This window comes from Microbacterium sp. Clip185 (assembly GCF_028743715.1).
Taxonomy (GTDB): Bacteria; Actinomycetota; Actinomycetes; order Actinomycetales; family Microbacteriaceae; genus Microbacterium.
Map to the genome: position 1 here is coordinate 1,320,094 of NZ_CP117996.1, position 15,913 is coordinate 1,336,006.

The following is a 15,913-nucleotide window of genomic DNA, read 5'->3' on the forward strand; positions in this document are numbered from 1 at the left end:
GGTCGACCGGGCGCCCGATGTCGGAGGGCTGCGCGTACCCTGGACAGGTGGCAGACTCCTTCGTTCACCTCCATGTGCACAGCGAGTACTCGATGCTCGACGGCGCCGCCAAGATCGGCGCGATGACGCAGGCGGCGTCCGAGTACGGGATGCCGGCGATCGCCGTCACCGACCACGGGAACACCTTCGCGGCGTTCGAGTTCTACCGGGCCGCGCAGGGCGCGGGCGTGAAGCCGATCATCGGCCTCGAGGCGTATGTGACCCCGGGAACCCACCGCAGCGACAAGTCGCGTGTGGCCTGGGGCTCACCCGACCAGAAGAGCGACGACGTGTCGGGCTCGGGCGCGTACACCCACATGACGATGTGGAGTCAGACCACAGAGGGCATGCATAACCTCTTCCGGCTGAGCTCGCTGTCGAGCATGGAGGGGTACTACTTCAAGCCGCGCATGGACCGCGAACTCCTGCAGACCTACGGCAAGGGGCTCATCGCGACGACGGGCTGCCCGTCGGGCGAGGTGCAGACGCGCCTGCGTCTCGGTCAGTACGACGCCGCGCGGGCGGCTGCGGCGGAGTTCCAGGACATCTTCGGCAAGGAGAACTACTTCGCCGAGATCATGGACCACGGGCTCTCCATCGAACGCAGGGTCATGAGCGATCTGATCCGCTTGGCGAAGGATCTCGACATCCCGCTCGTCGCGACGAACGACTCGCACTACACCCACCAGCACGAGGCCGATGCGCACGAGGCTCTGCTGTGCGTGCAGTCGGGCTCCACCCTCGACGACCCCAATCGCTTCAAGTTCGACGGCGACGGCTACTACATCAAGACGGCGCAGGAGATGCGTCAGCTCTTCCGCGACCACCCGGAGGCGTGCGACAACACGCTGCTGATCGCGGAGCGGTGCGAGGTGGAGTTCAACACCTCGGCCAACTACATGCCCCGATTCCCCGTGCCCGACGGCGAGACCGAGGACAGCTGGCTCGTCAAAGAGGTCGAGAAGGGGCTGCACTACCGCTACCCGCAGGGCATCCCCGACAGGGTGCGCAAGCAGGCCGAGTACGAGACCGGCATCATCCTGCAGATGGGCTTCCCGGGGTACTTCCTCGTGGTCGCCGACTTCATCAACTGGGCCAAAGACAACGGCATCCGCGTCGGTCCCGGCCGCGGTTCCGGTGCCGGTTCCATGGTCGCGTACGCGATGAAGATCACCGACCTCGACCCCCTCGAGCACGGTCTCATCTTCGAGCGCTTCCTGAACCCTGATCGCGTGTCCATGCCCGACTTCGACGTCGACTTCGACGACCGCCGCCGCGGCGAGGTGATCGAGTACGTCACCGAGAAGTACGGCTCGGAGCGCGTCGCGCAGATCGTGACGTACGGCACGATCAAGTCCAAGCAGGCGCTGAAGGATGCGGGCCGCGTGCTCGGCTTCCCGTTCTCGATGGGTGAGAAGCTCACCAAGGCCATGCCGCCCGCCGTCATGGGCAAGGACATGGAGCTGGGCGGCATGTTCAACAAGGAGCACCCGCGGTACAAGGAGGCCAGCGAGTTCCGCGCGCTCATCGAGAGCGACCCGGAGGCCAAGACCGTCTTCGACCGCGCGCTGGGCCTGGAGGGTCTGAAGCGGCAATGGGGCGTGCACGCGGCCGGCGTCATCATGTCGTCGGAGCCGCTGCTGGACATCATCCCGATCATGCGCCGCGAGCAGGACGGCCAGATCGTCACACAGTTCGACTACCCGTCGTGCGAGACGCTCGGGTTGATCAAGATGGACTTCCTGGGGCTGCGCAACCTCACGATCATCTCCGACGCGCTCGATAACATCCGCAGCAACCGCGGTGAGGAACTCGACCTCGAGCATCTCGCCCTGGATGACCGACCCGCTTACGATCTGCTGACCCGCGGTGACACGCTCGGGGTGTTCCAGCTCGACGGCGGGCCTATGCGCTCGCTCCTGCGGCTCATGAAGCCCGACAACTTCGAAGACATCTCGGCCGTCATCGCGCTGTACCGCCCGGGGCCGATGGGCGCGAACTCCCACACGAACTACGCTCTGCGCAAGAACGGGCTGCAGCCGATCACCCCGATCCATCCCGAGCTCGAGGAACCTCTGCGAGACATCCTCGACACGACCTACGGCCTGATCATCTATCAGGAGCAGGTCATGGCCATCGCGCAGAAGGTGGCCGGGTTCTCGCTCGGTCAAGCAGACATCCTGCGCCGCGCGATGGGAAAGAAGAAGAAGTCCGAGCTCGACAAGCAGTACGAGGGCTTCTCGGGCGGGATGAAGGAACGCGGCTTCGGCGACGCCGCGATCAAGGCGCTGTGGGACATCCTGCTGCCCTTCTCCGACTACGCCTTCAACAAGGCGCACTCCGCGGCCTACGGGCTCGTCTCCTACTGGACCGCGTACTTGAAGGCGCACTATCCCGCCGAGTACATGGCGGCGCTGCTGACCAGCGTCGGCGACTCCAAAGACAAGATGGCGATCTACCTGAACGAGTGCCGTCGCATGGGCATCCGGGTTCTGCCGCCGGATGTGGGGGAGTCGATCAACTTCTTCGCGGCCGTCGGCGACGACATCCGCTTCGGCCTCGGAGCCGTGCGCAACGTCGGGTCGAACGTCGTGGACGGCATCGTCACCTCGCGCGAGAAGGAAGGATTTACCTCCTTCCACGACTTCCTCGCGAAGGTTCCGATGCATGTCGCGAACAAGCGAACCGTCGAATCGCTCATCAAAGCCGGCGCGTTCGACTCCATGGGTCACACCCGCCGCGCGCTGCTGGAGATCCACGAGGACGCGACCGAACAGGCCGTGCTCGACAAGCGCCGCGAGGCCAACGGCGAGGTCGGATTCGACTTCGACAGCCTGTGGGGCGATGACGAGCCGCAGCAGGTCTCGAAGGTCCCGGATCGCCCGGAGTGGACCAAGAAGGACAAGCTGGCCTTCGAACGGGAGATGCTCGGGCTGTACGTCTCCGACCATCCGCTCGCGGGGCTGGAGATCCCGCTCGCGAAGCACGCCTCGACCTCGATCCATGACCTGCTCTCCTCGGAGAGCGTGCAGGACGGCGATCAGGTCACGGTGGCGGGCCTGGTCACCAGCGTCCAGCATCGTGTGGCGAAGCAGAGCGGCAATCCGTACGGCATGATCACGGTCGAGGACTTCAACGGTGAGGTCACCGTGATGTTCATGGGCCGCACGTACACCGAGTTCCAATCGGTGCTGCAAGCGGATTCGATCCTCGTCGTGCGCGGACGCGTGTCGCGACGCGACGACGGTCTGAACCTGCATGCCCAGAGCTGCTTCAGCCCGGACCTCGGAGCGGTGGATGCCACGTCGGCCCTCGTCCTGGTGGTTCCGGAGCAGAAGGCGACCCAGTCCGTCGTGGAGGAGCTGGCCGCGGTGCTGCATCGCCATCCGGGCGAGACCGAGGTGACGTTGAAGCTGCACCGGGCGGGCACCGCGAAGGTGTTCGAGGTGCCGCATCCGGTCACGATCAGCGCCGATCTGTTCGGTGACCTCAAGGGCCTGCTCGGCCCCAGTTGCCTGGGATGAGCGCCCTGTGGACGCTATGAGCTCTCATAGCCGCCGCCGTTAGGATCGACTCGCTCTTTCCCCTGCCCGCGCCGAAAGGATGCGACATGACCGATGAGAACCCCGTCGTGACCGGTGACGACGAGTTCGTCGACGCCGTGGAGGACGACCAGCTCGACGAGTTCGAGGACGACGAGGCGACGGTGCCGCCCCAGTACGGCGTCTGGCCGTTCTCGATCCGTGAGGTCGCCCTGCTCGGCATCTGGGCCCTCGCGTTCATCGCGTCGTTCTTCTCGCTGAGCTACTTCGCCCCGCTCTCGGTGTGGACGATGGGCATCGCCTGGGTGCTCACCATCGGGCTGCCCACCGTCGCGGTATTCCTGATCGTGCTGCGCCGGCTCTCGCCTCAGGGCATCCGCCGCGTGGGCTCGCTCGGCATCGATCAGTTCGCCTCCGTCGCCTTCGCCGTCTCGACCGTGGTGTGGGTGCAGATGATCTGGGAGTCCTTCGCGCTCACGGGCCTCGGCAGCTGGGTCCACTGGGTCGAGCTGGTGCTCATGGCCGCCGGGGTCGTCTTCACGGCGATCGCTCCCTTCATCCCCGGACTCAAGGACGACTTCGAGTACCGGACGGAGACCGTCTCCCATCGCGTCGCTCGCGGTGCCCGCCCCGTGTCTCAGCGCCCGGCGCCTGCCCCCGTCGCACACGACGCCTCGGCACCCGGCTCCGCGTACCCGGTGGCACATCAGCCCGAACCGGGCTGGACGCAGGCCACGCCGCCGGCCGACCAGCCTCGAGACGAGGCCGCTGCGCTGTTCGGGGCCACCGACGAGGCGTACGCCGACCCCCACGCTCAGACCGCCGCCTACGACGAGGGATTCGCCTCCGCGGCAGAGCCTGCCACCGAGCAGCTCCCGGTCTCCCAGGCGTTCTGGGCCCTCGTGCCCGAGGAGCGCGAGGTTCTCGACGAGATGGGCGTGCCGATCTTCCGCGTCGATTCGACGGCGTGGGCACTGGTCATCGAGGATCGCGGCGAGGTCTTCGTGGTTCGTCACGAAGACGGTCGTATCGGCTATCTCCACGACGTGTCCGGAGTCACGCGCGGCTGACGCACGCGCGGAGGCGGACGCCCGAGACGGTAGCCTGAAGGGATGCTTCAGACGATCGACCTGCGCGGTCGCACGCTTTCCGCGAGCGAGCTCCTGGCCGCAGTCCCGCGTGCGGAACTGGCGCGCGAAGCGGCTCTGACGGCGGCGGCCCAGATCGTTCATGATGTCGCCGCCCGTGGTGAGCAAGCCCTCCGCGAGCAGGCGGAGCGCTTCGACGGCGTCACGGACCACCCGGTGCGTGTGCCGGCGTCGCACCTCGATGACGCGCTCGCAGAACTCGCTCCCGAGGTGCGCGCGGCGCTCGACGAGGCGATCCTCCGCGTGCGAGCCGCCTCCGCGGCGCAGGTCCCGCCGCCCACCACGACCGAGCTCGCCCCCGGCGCGAAGGTGCATCAGCGATGGCAGCCGGTTCGACGCGTCGGTGTGTACGTGCCCGGCGGCAAGGCGGTGTATCCCTCGAGCGTCGTCATGAACGTCGTGCCCGCCCAGGTGGCGGGCGTGTCGGTCGTCGCGCTCGCGTCGCCTCCCCAGCGGGAGTTCGGCGGACGCATCCACCCCGTGATCCTCGCGGCGGCCAAGTTGCTGGGGGTCGACGAGGTCTATGCGATGGGCGGGGCCGGTGCGATCGGTGCGCTCGCTTACGGCGTGCCCTCGCTCGAGCTCGACCCGGTCGATGTGGTCACCGGGCCCGGCAATAATTTCGTCGCCGCGGCCAAGCGCGCCGTGGCGGGGCTCGTCGGCACGGATGCGGAGGCAGGCGCGACCGAGATCCTCATCGTCGCCGACGACGCCGCGCAGCCCTCGCTCGTGGCCGCCGATCTCATCAGCCAGGCCGAGCACGACGAGCAGGCCTCGGCCGTGCTGGTCACCCCGTCCGCTGAGCTCGCCGAGCGGGTGAGTGCCGAGCTGACGATCCGCCAGCCGCGCACCCGGCATGCCGAGCGCGTCGCCGCCGCGCTGTCGGGCCCGCAGTCGGCGATCGTGCTCGTCGACGACGTGGACCAGGCGATCGCCTTCAGCAACGCATACGCCCCCGAGCACCTCGAGATCCACCTGTCCGATCCGCGTGTGGACGAGTTCGTCAACGCCGGCGCCGTGTTCGTGGGAGACCACGCGCCGGTCAGCCTCGGCGACTACCTCGCCGGCAGCAACCACGTCCTGCCCACGGGCGGCCAGGCGCGGTATGCGGCGGGGCTGTCCGCCTCGACGTTCCTGCGCCCGCAGCAGATCATCGAGTACGACAGGGCCGCTCTCGCCGACGTGCGCGACGCGATCGTCACGCTCGCCCGCGCCGAAGCACTGCCCGCGCACGGCGAGGCCGTCGAGGCCCGTTTCGAGGACTAATCTGGCCTGGTCATGCATTGCCCGTTCTGCCGCCATCCCGATTCCCGCGTCATCGACTCCCGCACGACCGATGACGGACTCAGCATCCGCCGACGTCGTCAGTGCCCCGAGTGCGGCGGGCGTTTCTCGACCGTCGAGACGGCGAGTCTGAACGTCATCAAGCGCTCGGGGGTCATCGAGCCCTTCAGTCGCGACAAGGTCGTCTCCGGGGTGCGCAAGGCATGCCAGGGGCGTCCGGTCACCGACGGTGATCTGGCGCTGCTCGCCCAGCGCGTGGAGGAGATCCTGCGCCGCACCGGCAGTTCGCAGATCGACACCAACGAGATCGGGCTGGCGATCCTCGACCCGCTCCGTGAGCTCGATGAGGTCGCCTACCTTCGGTTCGCGAGCGTCTACCAGGCGTTCGAATCGTTGGAGGACTTCGAGTCGTCGATCGCCCAGCTGCGCGCCGATCACGAGCTGCGCGCCGCCGCCGCGTCGGAACCCACGAACGACTGACGGTGCGGGGGCCCGCGCGAGGCAGCGATAGCCTGGCTGTCGATGTATGACCTCCTCTTTCGCCGCGTCCTGTCCCGCATGGACCCCGAGACGGCGCACCACGCCGCCATGCTCGTCATCCGCGCTCTGGGCGTCCGCCCGCTCACCCCGCTCGCCCGGGCCCTGACACGCCCGGCGCCCCAGAACAGGGTGCGCACGCTCGGGCTGCAGTTCGACTCGCCGTTCGGTGTCGCGGCGGGCTTCGACAAGAACGCTGTCGCCGCCGCCGGGCTTTATGCGCTCGGGTTCGGACACGTCGAGGTCGGCACCGTCACGGCCGTGCCGCAGGAGGGGAACCCTCGCCCGCGGCTGTTCCGGTTGATTCCCGACCGCGCCGTGATCAACCGGATGGGATTCAACAACGCCGGTGCGGATGCGGCGGCAGCGCGACTTCGCCGGCTGCGCCGCCGGCGCCGCAGGCCCGTTCTGGGCGTCAACATCGGCAAGAGCCGCGTCGTCGACGTCGCCGACGCTGTCGACGACTATGTGCGCAGCGCGCGCCTGCTCGCGCCCCTGGCCGACTATCTCGTCGTCAACGTGTCGTCGCCCAACACCCCGGGGCTACGCGGCCTGCAGGAGATCGACACCCTTCGGCCGTTGCTGGAGGCCGTGCGTGCCGCATCCGGTACGACGCCGCTCCTGGTGAAGTTCGCCCCGGATCTCTCCGACGACGGTATCCGCGCCGTGGCACGCCTGGCCGTGGAGCTGGGACTCGACGGTGTCATCGCCACCAACACGACGATCTCGCGGGAAGGGCTTCGGACCGCCCCCGAGATCGTCGAGGCGGCGGGAGCGGGAGGGCTGTCGGGCGCGCCGCTCGGTCCGCGTGCCGTCGAGGCGCTGCGGATCGTGCGCCAGGAGGTTCCGGAGGACTTCTGCGTGATCGCCGCCGGCGGGATCGAGACGGCGCAGGACGTGCAGGAGCGGTTGGATGCGGGCGCGACGCTGACCCAGGGCTACACCGGATTCCTCTATCGAGGGCCGTTCTGGGCGCGGCAGATCAACAGAGGCCTGGCCGCCGCACCCTCCCGCGTTCGCTGACACGAGAAAGCGGCCGGTCCCCAAGGACCGGCCGCTTCGTCGATTCGATCAGGCGGGACGCTGTCCGCGCTTCACCTGGGGCTTGGGTAGGCGCATGAAGCGCATCTGCACCGTCCGCATGGCGCCGTAGAAGCCGAGGCCCTTCTCGACACGGTCCTCGCCGAACTTCGCCCGAGCGGCGCGCTTGACGCGGATCGCGGTGATCACCATGTCGAGCACGGCCACGATGATGAACGCCCACAGCACGAGGTACGCGTACACCTGGATGGCGGGGATGCCGACGAACATGAGCAGGAGCACCGCGACCATGACGGGCATCACGAGCTCGGCGACGTGCCACGTGGAGTCGACCCAGTCTCGGACGAAGCGGCGCTGCGGGCCCTTGTCGCGCGCCTGCAGGTAACGGTCGTCGCCGTTGGCCATGCCGATGCGCGCCTTCTCCTGCCGCTCTCGCAGCTCGGCGCGTGCCCGGGCCTTCGCTTCCTTCGTGTCGGCGACGAGCGGACGCTTTCGCGCCGCTTCCCGCTCGGCGCGGGTGGGCGTCGCCCGCCCCTTGCCGGTCGTCGGAGTGCTCGGCGCGTCGTGCGCGGCGGAGTCGGCGGAGGTCTTGGCCACGATGGTCCTCAAAAGAACGGGGGAGGGGTGCGCCTTAAGATTACCCGCATGACCTCCGAGAATCCCAGGAACGGGGCCGTTCACGAAGCGGCCGCCGCCGGCATCCCCGTCGCCCTCGCCGATCTGGGTGCGCTCGTGCGCATCCCCTCGATCGCGTGGCCCGCTTTCGACCAGGACGCCCTGGTGCGCAGCGCCGAGGCGATCGCCGCCCTCGCCGAGGGGATCGGCATCTTCGATTCCGTGGAGATCGCCCGCTCGGCCGTGCCCGGTACGGACGAAGTGGGTCAGCCCGCGATTCTCGCCACCCGCGCGGCGCGGGAGGGAGCGCCCACCGTGCTCCTGTACGCGCACCACGACGTGCAGCCGCCCGGGGACGATGCTCTCTGGGAGACGCCGCCCTTCGAACCCACCGTGCGCGATGGCCGTCTGTACGGCCGCGGTGCCGCCGACGACAAGGCGGGGGTGATGGCGCACATCGCCGCGCTCCGCGCGATCCACGAGGTGTACGGCGACGACCTGACGCTGGGCATCGCGCTGTTCATCGAGGGCGAGGAGGAGTACGGCTCGCGCTCGTTCGCACAGTTCCTCGCCGACCACCGCGATCAGCTGCGCTCCGACGTGATCGTGGTCGCCGACTCGGGCAACTGGGATGCGGTCACCCCCGCGCTGACGGTCTCGCTGCGCGGCAACGCGCGCTTCACCCTCACCGTGCGCACCCTCGAGCACGCCTCGCACTCGGGGATGTTCGGCGGCGCCGTGCCCGATGCCACGATGGCGGCGATCAAGCTGCTCGCGACGCTCTGGGACGACGACGGGGCCGTGGCCGTCGAAGGCCTGACGGAGCGCGACGCGCCGACACCGGACTACACCGAGCAGACCCTGCGCTCTGAGGCCGGTCTTCCCGCCGGGGCCACCCCGATCGGTCGCGGCACGATCCTGTCGCGCATCTGGAACAAGCCGTCGGTGACGGTGACCGGCATCGACGCGACGAGCGTCGCCGCCGCATCCAACACCCTGGCGCCGGAGATCTCGGTCGTGGTGAGCGCGCGCGTGGCTCCTGGACAGTCCGCACACGAGGCGTATGCCGCGATCGAGGAGCACCTGCGCCGTCACGCCCCATTCGGTGCGGAGCTGACCTTCTCCGACGTCGACCTCGGCGACGGCTTCCTCGTCGACACCGATGGCTGGGCCGTCGAGGTGGCCCGCACGAGTCTCGCCACCGGCTACGGCGTCGACCCGGTCGACGTCGGCGTGGGCGGCTCCATCCCGTTCATCGCCGATCTCGTGGAGCAGTTCCCCGGCGCGCAGATCCTGGTGACAGGAGTGGAGGATCCGCACTCCCGGGCGCACAGCCCGAACGAATCACTGCACCTCGACACCTTCCGTCACGCCGTACTGGCCGAGGCGTCATTGCTGGAGTCGTTGAACGAACGGCGCTGAACCCGCCCTGGACGCGGCTCGGCGGCGTAGAATCGGCGTGATCCGTCCCCTTCGGGCGCCACGCCCGCATCCGACGGCATCGGACCGTACCGAGAAGTACACGAGGAGAGTCATGACCGACACCGCCCTGTCGAACGAAACGACGGCCCGCGCACACGGCGTGGCCCTCACCGACGACGCCGCCGCCAAGGTGAAGAACCTGCTCGAGCAGGAGGGCCGCGACGACCTGCGTCTGCGCGTCGCCGTGCAGCCGGGTGGCTGCAGCGGGCTGATCTACCAGCTCTACTTCGACGAGCGCCTGCTCGAGGGGGACCAGACGGTCGACTTCGACGGTGTCGAGGTCGTCGTGGACGACATGAGCGTTCCGTACCTCGACGGCGCGAAGATCGACTTCAAGGACACGATCTCGGAGCAGGGGTTCACGATCGACAACCCCAACGCAGCCGGGTCCTGCGCCTGCGGCGACAGTTTCCACTGACCCCGCGACACGCCGAGAATCGGCGCGTCCAGGCTCGCTTCTCCGCGATCCGGACGCGCCGATTCGTCGTTCTGGGCTGAACGCGTGGCCTGAATCAGGTGTGAGCTTGCTCTAGACTGAAGGAAGCTTTATTCGTGACCTGGAAAGGTGCACCGTGCCTTCGAAACGTCGAATCCGACTAGCCGTTCTTCCGCTGGGGATCGCGACGGCTGCCATCCTCGCTGGATGCAGCCCGACCCAGCTGCACGGCTTCCTTCCCGGGTTCACCGAAGACGGCCAGGCTGCCACGAACCACACCGACATGGTCGCCGGACTGTGGGTCAACTCCTGGATCGTCCTGCTCGCCGTCGGCGTCATCACGTGGGGTCTGATGCTCTGGGCGATGATCGCCTACCGTCGTCGTCGCGGCCAGACGGGTCTGCCGGTCCAGCTGCGCTACAACATGCCGATCGAGATCTTCTACACGATCGTGCCGCTGATCCTCGTGGTCGGCTTCTTCGCCTTCACCGCGCGCGACCAGGCGACCCTGGAGACCCAGACCGACGACCCCGACGTGTCGATCGTGGCGATCGGCAAGCAGTGGGCGTGGGACTTCCAGTACAACGGCGAAGACGCCTCCGGCGATGACGCCGTCTGGTCCATGGGCATCCAGGCGCAGACCGACGCCGCCGGCAACGTCGACCAGTCGCAGCTGCCGACGCTCTACCTGCCCGTCGACAAGAGCGTCAAGATCAAGCTCGAGTCCCGCGATGTCATCCATTCCTTCTGGATTATCGACTTCCTGTACAAGAAGGACATGTACATCGGCCGTGACAATTACTGGTCGTTCACGCCGACGCGTGAGGGGACGTACGCCGGCAAGTGCGCCGAGCTGTGTGGTGAGTACCACTCGATGATGCTCTTCAACGTCAAGGTCGTCAGCGACGCCGAGTACGAGCAGTACCTCGAAAGCCTGCGCGACAAGGGTCAGACCGGCGACATCCAGGACGCCTACGACCGACTGGGCAACCTGCCGGGCACCGGCGCAACCGCCAAGGGAGACGAGTGATCATGGCGACGACAGCCCCGCTTCAGGAAGCGCCTTCCCGCCCCACGACCCTGCCGCCGCGCCAGGCCGCTCTGCTGAGCTCCTCGCGGATCGAGCAGAAGGGCAACATCATCGTCAAGTGGATCACCTCCACTGACCACAAGACCATCGGGTACATGTACCTGATCGCCTCGTTCCTGTTCTTCCTGCTGGGCGGCGTGATGGCGCTGATCATCCGCGCCGAGCTGTTCGAGCCCGGGATGCAGATCATCCCGACCAAAGAGCAGTACAACCAGCTGTTCACCATGCACGGCACGATCATGCTGCTCATGTTCGCGACCCCGCTGTTCGCGGGCTTCGCGAACGCGATCCTGCCGCTGCAGATCGGTGCGCCGGATGTGGCGTTCCCGCGACTGAACGCGTTCGCCTTCTGGCTGTTCCTGTTCGGTTCCACGATCGCCGTGGCCGGATTCCTCACGCCCGCGGGCGCCGCATCCTTCGGCTGGTTCGCGTATCAGCCGCTCGCGAGCGCCTCCTTCACTCCAGGCGCCGGCGGAAACCTCTGGATGCTGGGTCTGGGTATCTCGGGCTTCGGAACGATCCTGGGTGCGGTCAACTTCATCACCACGATCGTCACGATGCGCGCCCCCGGCATGACCATGTGGCGCATGCCGATCTTCTCGTGGAACACGCTCGTCACGAGCATCCTGATCCTGCTCGCGTTCCCCGTGCTGGCAGCGGCGATCTTCGCCGCTGCCGCGGACCGCGTGCTGGGCGCTCACATCTACGACCCGCACAACGGCGGCGTCCTGCTGTGGCAGCACCTGTTCTGGTTCTTCGGCCACCCTGAGGTCTACATCATCGCGCTGCCGTTCTTCGGCATCGTGTCCGAGATCTTCCCGGTGTTCAGCCGCAAGCCGATCTTCGGATACAAGACCCTCATCTACGCGACCATCGCCATCGCGGTGCTCTCGGTCGCGGTCTGGGCCCACCACATGTACGTGACCGGTGCGGTGCTGCTGCCGTTCTTTGCCTTCATGACGATGCTCATCGCGGTCCCGACCGGTGTGAAGATCTTCAACTGGATCGGAACGATGTGGCGAGGATCGGTGACGTTCGAGACGCCGATGGTGTTCTCGCTCGGCTTCCTGGTGTCGTTCGTCTTCGGTGGCCTGACCGGTGTCATCCTGGCCTCGCCGCCCCTCGACTTCGCACTGAGCGACTCGTACTTCGTCGTCGCGCACTTCCACTACGTCGTCTTCGGAACCGTCGTGTTCGCGATGTTCGCCGGCTTCTACTTCTGGTGGCCGAAGTGGACGGGCAAGATGCTGAACGAGCGTCTGGGATACATCCACTTCTGGATCCTGTTCATCGGCTTCCACATGACCTTCCTCATCCAGCACTGGCTGGGCGTCGACGGCATGGTGCGCCGCTACGCGGACTACTCCTCGGCCGACGGCTGGACCTGGCAGAACCAGGTGTCGACGATCGGCTCGATGATCCTGGCCGCATCGGTGATCCCGTTCCTCCTGAACGTCTGGATCACCGCGCGCACGGCGCCCAAGGTCACCGTCAACGACCCGTGGGGTTACGGCGGCTCGCTGGAGTGGGCCACGAGCTGCCCGCCCCCGCGCCACAACTTCACGTCCATCCCGCGCATCCGCTCCGAGCGTCCCGCCTTCGATCTGAACCACCCCGAGGCCGCCGTGCCGGTGGGCGTGGGACCCGCGAAGGATGCCCCTGACGCCCCGGTCGTCGATGCGGCCGACGGAGAGGTCAAGTAAGTGCGCACCAACATCAACCTCTGGTGGATCCTGGTCGGGTTCTTCGTCTTCATCGACGTCGTCTACACCGGCTGGAACATCCTCGCTCACCCCGATCTCGCCTGGCACAACGCCATCGAGTGGGTCGGATCGGTCGCTCTGCTGTTCGGCGCCTTCATGGCGCTCATGATCGGGTTCTACACGCACCGCGTCTACAAGGCGCAGCAGGGCGAGCTTCCCGAGGACACGCTCACTGCCGACATCGACGACGGTGACCCTGAGCTCGGTGAGTTCAGCCCGTGGTCGTGGTGGCCGCTCGTTCTCGCGGCCTCCGCGGCGGTGGCGGCGATCGGTCTCGCGGTCGGCACCTGGATGCTCCCGATCGGTCTCGGCATCTTCGCCGTGGCGATCGTCGGCTGGGTGTACGAGTACTACCGCGGGTACTTCGCCCACTGATCCGTGCCGATCAGGCTCAACGCGGCCGCCGTCTCAGACATCGGCCGATATCGAACGTCCAACCAGGATGCGGCCTTCACCGCATCCTGGGGTGCCGCCGTCGCCGACGGCGTCGGCGGAGGCCCCTCAGGGGATCTCGCGTCCGCAGCCTTCGTGCACCGGCTCGTGCCCTCGCCTCTGTCGGCGACGGATGCGGAGCAGCTGCTGGTGCAGATCCGCGAAGCGAACTGGGACCTGCGCGCACACGTACAGCGGGATCCCTCGCTTCAGGGCATGGCGACGACCTTCACCGGCGTCTTCGTCGCCCCCGAGGAGCGTCTGCTTCTCGCTCACACGGGTGATTCCCGCGCGTACCTTCTGCGGCACGCTCAGCTGCGCCGGGAGACCAGGGACGACTCTTACGTGCAGGCCCTCGTCGACAGCGGCCTCCTCACGCCGGAGGCCGCGGCATCGCATCCGCGTCGCAACATCATCACGGCGTCGCTCGGCGGCGGTGAGGAAGACGTCGTATCGATCGCAGAGCGCGATACGGTGATCGGCGACCGTTGGCTGTTGTGCAGCGACGGGGTCAGCGACTACCTGGATGACGAGGAGATCGGACTGACGCTGCTTCGCCACCGCGGTGCTTCGGAGGCGGCCGCGGCTCTCGTGGCTCTCGCGCTGGACAGCGGCTCGCGCGACAACGTCACCGCGGTGGTCTGCGACGTCGTCGACGGCGATGTCGCAGGGGAGCCCGCGGTTTTCAGCGGCTCCGCCGGCGAGCTCTTCCAGGAGAACCTGGACATCTCCGCCTGAGCGCGCGCAGGACTCAGGGCGCGACGATCGACAGGAGGGGATCCCGGTGGCGTGGGAGGGGTCCTGAGGCATTCTCGGCGGGATATCCCTCCCGCACCCAATACTCGTATCCGCCGATCATCTCCTTGACCGCATAGCCGGCCTCGATGAATGCCAGCGCGCCCTTCGTGCCCGCATTGCAGCCGGGGCTCCAGCAGTAGACGACGACAGAGGACCCGGTGGGGATGATCTCCGCCGCGCGCTCGGCGATCTCGCGGTACGGAAGATGCACGGCGCCGGAGATGTGGCCCTGATCCCAGGCGGCCGTGCTGCGCACATCCACCAGGATCAGCTGTTCGCCGGCGCGCTGCGCGGCGTACACATCTGAGGCGTCTGTCTCGTTGGCGAGCTTTGCGGAGAAGTAGCTGCGTGCATCCTGCATGATACGACTCTAGGCAGCGTGGCGCCGCACGTCAGCGCTCAGAACCGTCGCACATCGACAGGATCCTGCCGGTCAGCTCAGCAGTCCGCCGATCGTCACGGGACTGTCGACGATGTTGCCGACGATCCCGCGGATGACGTTCTCCCCGGTTTCCTTGCGCAGCCCTGCGTACCAGGCGGCGGTCGTCTCAGGGTCGAAACCATGGGTCTCGGCGGCCCGCTTGCGTGCACGGAGAACGAGGTCGCCCGCGCGGGTCGTGCGGGCCGCCTCGTACCGCCGCAGGGCGTCAGCGACACCCAAGGTCGTCGTCGCGAACACGAGTCCGAGCACGAAGCTGTCCTCGAGGGCCGAACAGGCGCCCTGGCCGATGTCGGGAGCGGTATTGTGCGCGGAGTCCCCGAGCAGGACGACGCGACCGCGCGTCCACGTGTGGAAGGGATCGATGTCCCAGATCTCGACGCGATTGAGCGACGTCGCCGGATCGATCGCATCGAGCAGGATCTGCACCCCCTCCGTCCATCCGGCGAACGCCTCACGCAGCGGCGCGACGCCCTCGCTGCGGTCGTAGGGGAGCCCCGAGGGCTGCGGGACGTCGAAGAAGAAGTAGAAGCGATCGCCGGCGACGGGCATCACCGACACGCGCTTGCCCTCGCCCACGTACGTCGTCCACTGGTCGGTGGGGGAGATGCGGGCATCGACCGGAACGAGGCCGTTGAAGTTCGTGTATCCCGAGTATCGACGTTTCGTGGGCGCACCCAGCACGTAGTCACGGGTGAGTGAGCGCGCCCCGTCTGCGCCGATGACCAGATCAGCCTGTGCGGTGCTGCCGTCCTCGAACGTGACGGTGACCTCGTCGTCCGCCTCGGAGATACCCGTCATCCGCATCCCGAGGTGGATGCGGCCGGCGCCGACCCTGTCCATGAGCAGCGCCTGCAGGTCGGCGCGGGCCACTGGGTAGGCGCGCTGACCGGTTTGCCGGGTGACGGGGTCGAGGCTGAAGCGGCACATCTCGTCGCCGTCGAGCCCGTCGACGTACGCCATGTAGTCCATGCGACCGCCGAGAGCGGCCACCTCGTCGCCGAGGCCGAGCCAGTTGAGCACCTTGACACCGTTGGGCCACAGCGAGAGCGCGGCGCCGACGGGCCGGTTCTCGCGGATCTGGTCGTAGACGTGGACGTCGTGGCCGAGGCGGCCGAGCGCGATCGCCGCGCTCGTACCCCCGATGCCTGCTCCGATGATGATGACTCGCACATCGCCACGCTAGCGAGGCGCTGTCACGGGAATGTTACAGACACCAACATCCAAGAAGTACACGAAGAGAGGGCCCCGATCCGTGGATCGGAGC

Annotated in this window: 14 protein-coding genes; 11 read left to right on the forward strand and 3 right to left on the reverse strand. The window is 67.5% G+C overall.

Annotated elements, in window-relative coordinates; translation table 11 throughout:
* Nucleotides 1-92 precede the first annotated feature (92 nt).
* The 5 genes from dnaE to PQV94_RS06335 all read left to right on the forward strand — a co-directional run bounded on the left by dnaE (nt 93) and on the right by PQV94_RS06335 (nt 7,573).
* On the forward strand, nt 93-3,563 hold the full coding sequence (dnaE, locus tag PQV94_RS06315) for a DNA polymerase III subunit alpha (RefSeq protein WP_443192720.1): 3,471 nt from the start codon (nt 93-95) through the stop codon (nt 3,561-3,563).
* An 86-nt stretch (nt 3,564-3,649) separates the two neighbouring features.
* Entirely contained in the window at nt 3,650-4,651 is a 1,002-nt protein-coding gene (locus PQV94_RS06320) for a hypothetical protein (RefSeq protein ID WP_274287927.1), read from the forward strand.
* 42 nt (nt 4,652-4,693) lie between these two features.
* Nucleotides 4,694-5,995 carry a histidinol dehydrogenase gene (gene hisD / locus PQV94_RS06325; protein ID WP_274287928.1) on the forward strand — a complete coding sequence of 434 codons (1,302 nt, stop codon included), beginning with the start codon at nt 4,694-4,696 and terminating at the stop codon, nt 5,993-5,995.
* Between the two features lie 12 nt (nt 5,996-6,007).
* Entirely contained in the window at nt 6,008-6,493 is a 486-nt protein-coding gene (gene nrdR, locus PQV94_RS06330; RefSeq protein ID WP_274287929.1) for a transcriptional regulator NrdR, read from the forward strand.
* Nucleotides 6,494-6,535: 42 nt separating this feature from the next.
* A complete protein-coding gene (locus PQV94_RS06335) occupies nt 6,536-7,573 on the forward strand; it encodes a quinone-dependent dihydroorotate dehydrogenase (protein ID WP_274287930.1) in 1,038 nt (345 codons plus the stop codon).
* Nucleotides 7,574-7,621: 48 nt separating this feature from the next.
* Here PQV94_RS06335 and PQV94_RS06340 read toward each other — a convergent pair whose 3' ends face one another.
* The gene (locus PQV94_RS06340) at nt 7,622-8,188 is read right to left on the reverse strand and encodes a DUF3043 domain-containing protein (RefSeq protein ID WP_274287931.1); all 567 of its coding nucleotides are present in this window, start codon (nt 8,186-8,188) and stop codon (nt 7,622-7,624) included.
* Nucleotides 8,189-8,236: 48 nt separating this feature from the next.
* On the opposite strand from PQV94_RS06340, the gene PQV94_RS06345 reads away from it, so the two are divergent.
* The 6 genes from PQV94_RS06345 (at nt 8,237) to PQV94_RS06370 (ending at nt 14,147) form a co-directional block, all read left to right on the forward strand.
* Nucleotides 8,237-9,628 (forward strand): dipeptidase, encoded by a 1,392-nt coding sequence (locus tag PQV94_RS06345; RefSeq protein ID WP_274287932.1) that lies wholly within the window; start codon nt 8,237-8,239, stop codon nt 9,626-9,628.
* Between the two features lie 112 nt (nt 9,629-9,740).
* Nucleotides 9,741-10,106 carry an iron-sulfur cluster insertion protein ErpA gene (gene erpA, locus PQV94_RS06350; RefSeq protein ID WP_274287933.1) on the forward strand — a complete coding sequence of 122 codons (366 nt, stop codon included), beginning with the start codon at nt 9,741-9,743 and terminating at the stop codon, nt 10,104-10,106.
* 154 nt (nt 10,107-10,260) lie between these two features.
* Nucleotides 10,261-11,154 (forward strand): aa3-type cytochrome oxidase subunit II, encoded by an 894-nt coding sequence (ctaC, locus tag PQV94_RS06355; RefSeq protein ID WP_274287934.1) that lies wholly within the window; start codon nt 10,261-10,263, stop codon nt 11,152-11,154.
* Nucleotides 11,155-11,156: 2 nt separating this feature from the next.
* Nucleotides 11,157-12,917, forward strand: coding sequence for an aa3-type cytochrome oxidase subunit I (gene ctaD, locus PQV94_RS06360; RefSeq protein WP_274287935.1), 1,761 nt, complete (start codon nt 11,157-11,159; stop codon nt 12,915-12,917).
* Nucleotides 12,918-13,352, forward strand: a complete 435-nt coding sequence (gene ctaF, locus PQV94_RS06365; protein ID WP_137416753.1) for an aa3-type cytochrome oxidase subunit IV — start codon at nt 12,918-12,920, stop codon at nt 13,350-13,352.
* 3 nt (nt 13,353-13,355) lie between these two features.
* Nucleotides 13,356-14,147 (forward strand): PP2C family protein-serine/threonine phosphatase, encoded by a 792-nt coding sequence (locus tag PQV94_RS06370; protein ID WP_274287936.1) that lies wholly within the window; start codon nt 13,356-13,358, stop codon nt 14,145-14,147.
* 13 nt (nt 14,148-14,160) lie between these two features.
* Here PQV94_RS06370 and PQV94_RS06375 read toward each other — a convergent pair whose 3' ends face one another.
* Complete coding sequence (locus tag PQV94_RS06375; RefSeq protein ID WP_274287937.1) at nt 14,161-14,568, reverse strand: rhodanese-like domain-containing protein; 408 nt, start codon at nt 14,566-14,568, stop codon at nt 14,161-14,163.
* A gap of 72 nt (nt 14,569-14,640) precedes the next feature.
* Nucleotides 14,641-15,819 (reverse strand): FAD-dependent urate hydroxylase HpxO, encoded by a 1,179-nt coding sequence (gene hpxO / locus PQV94_RS06380; protein WP_274287938.1) that lies wholly within the window; start codon nt 15,817-15,819, stop codon nt 14,641-14,643.
* Nucleotides 15,820-15,913: the final 94 nt, after the last annotated feature.

Bases quoted from the DNA above. Each gene is read 5' to 3' on its own strand.
- dnaE (WP_443192720.1), top strand. From the start codon at position 93: ATGCTCGACGGCGCCGCCAAGATCGGCGCGATGACGCAGGCGGCGTCC.
- PQV94_RS06320 (WP_274287927.1), top strand. From the start codon at position 3,650: ATGACCGATGAGAACCCCGTCGTGACCGGTGACGACGAGTTCGTCGAC.
- hisD (WP_274287928.1), top strand. From the start codon at position 4,694: ATGCTTCAGACGATCGACCTGCGCGGTCGCACGCTTTCCGCGAGCGAG.
- nrdR (WP_274287929.1), top strand. From the start codon at position 6,008: ATGCATTGCCCGTTCTGCCGCCATCCCGATTCCCGCGTCATCGACTCC.
- PQV94_RS06335 (WP_274287930.1), top strand. From the start codon at position 6,536: ATGTATGACCTCCTCTTTCGCCGCGTCCTGTCCCGCATGGACCCCGAG.
- PQV94_RS06345 (WP_274287932.1), top strand. From the start codon at position 8,237: ATGACCTCCGAGAATCCCAGGAACGGGGCCGTTCACGAAGCGGCCGCC.
- erpA (WP_274287933.1), top strand. From the start codon at position 9,741: ATGACCGACACCGCCCTGTCGAACGAAACGACGGCCCGCGCACACGGC.
- ctaD (WP_274287935.1), top strand. From the start codon at position 11,157: ATGGCGACGACAGCCCCGCTTCAGGAAGCGCCTTCCCGCCCCACGACC.
- PQV94_RS06375 (WP_274287937.1), bottom strand. From the start codon at position 14,568: ATGCAGGATGCACGCAGCTACTTCTCCGCAAAGCTCGCCAACGAGACA.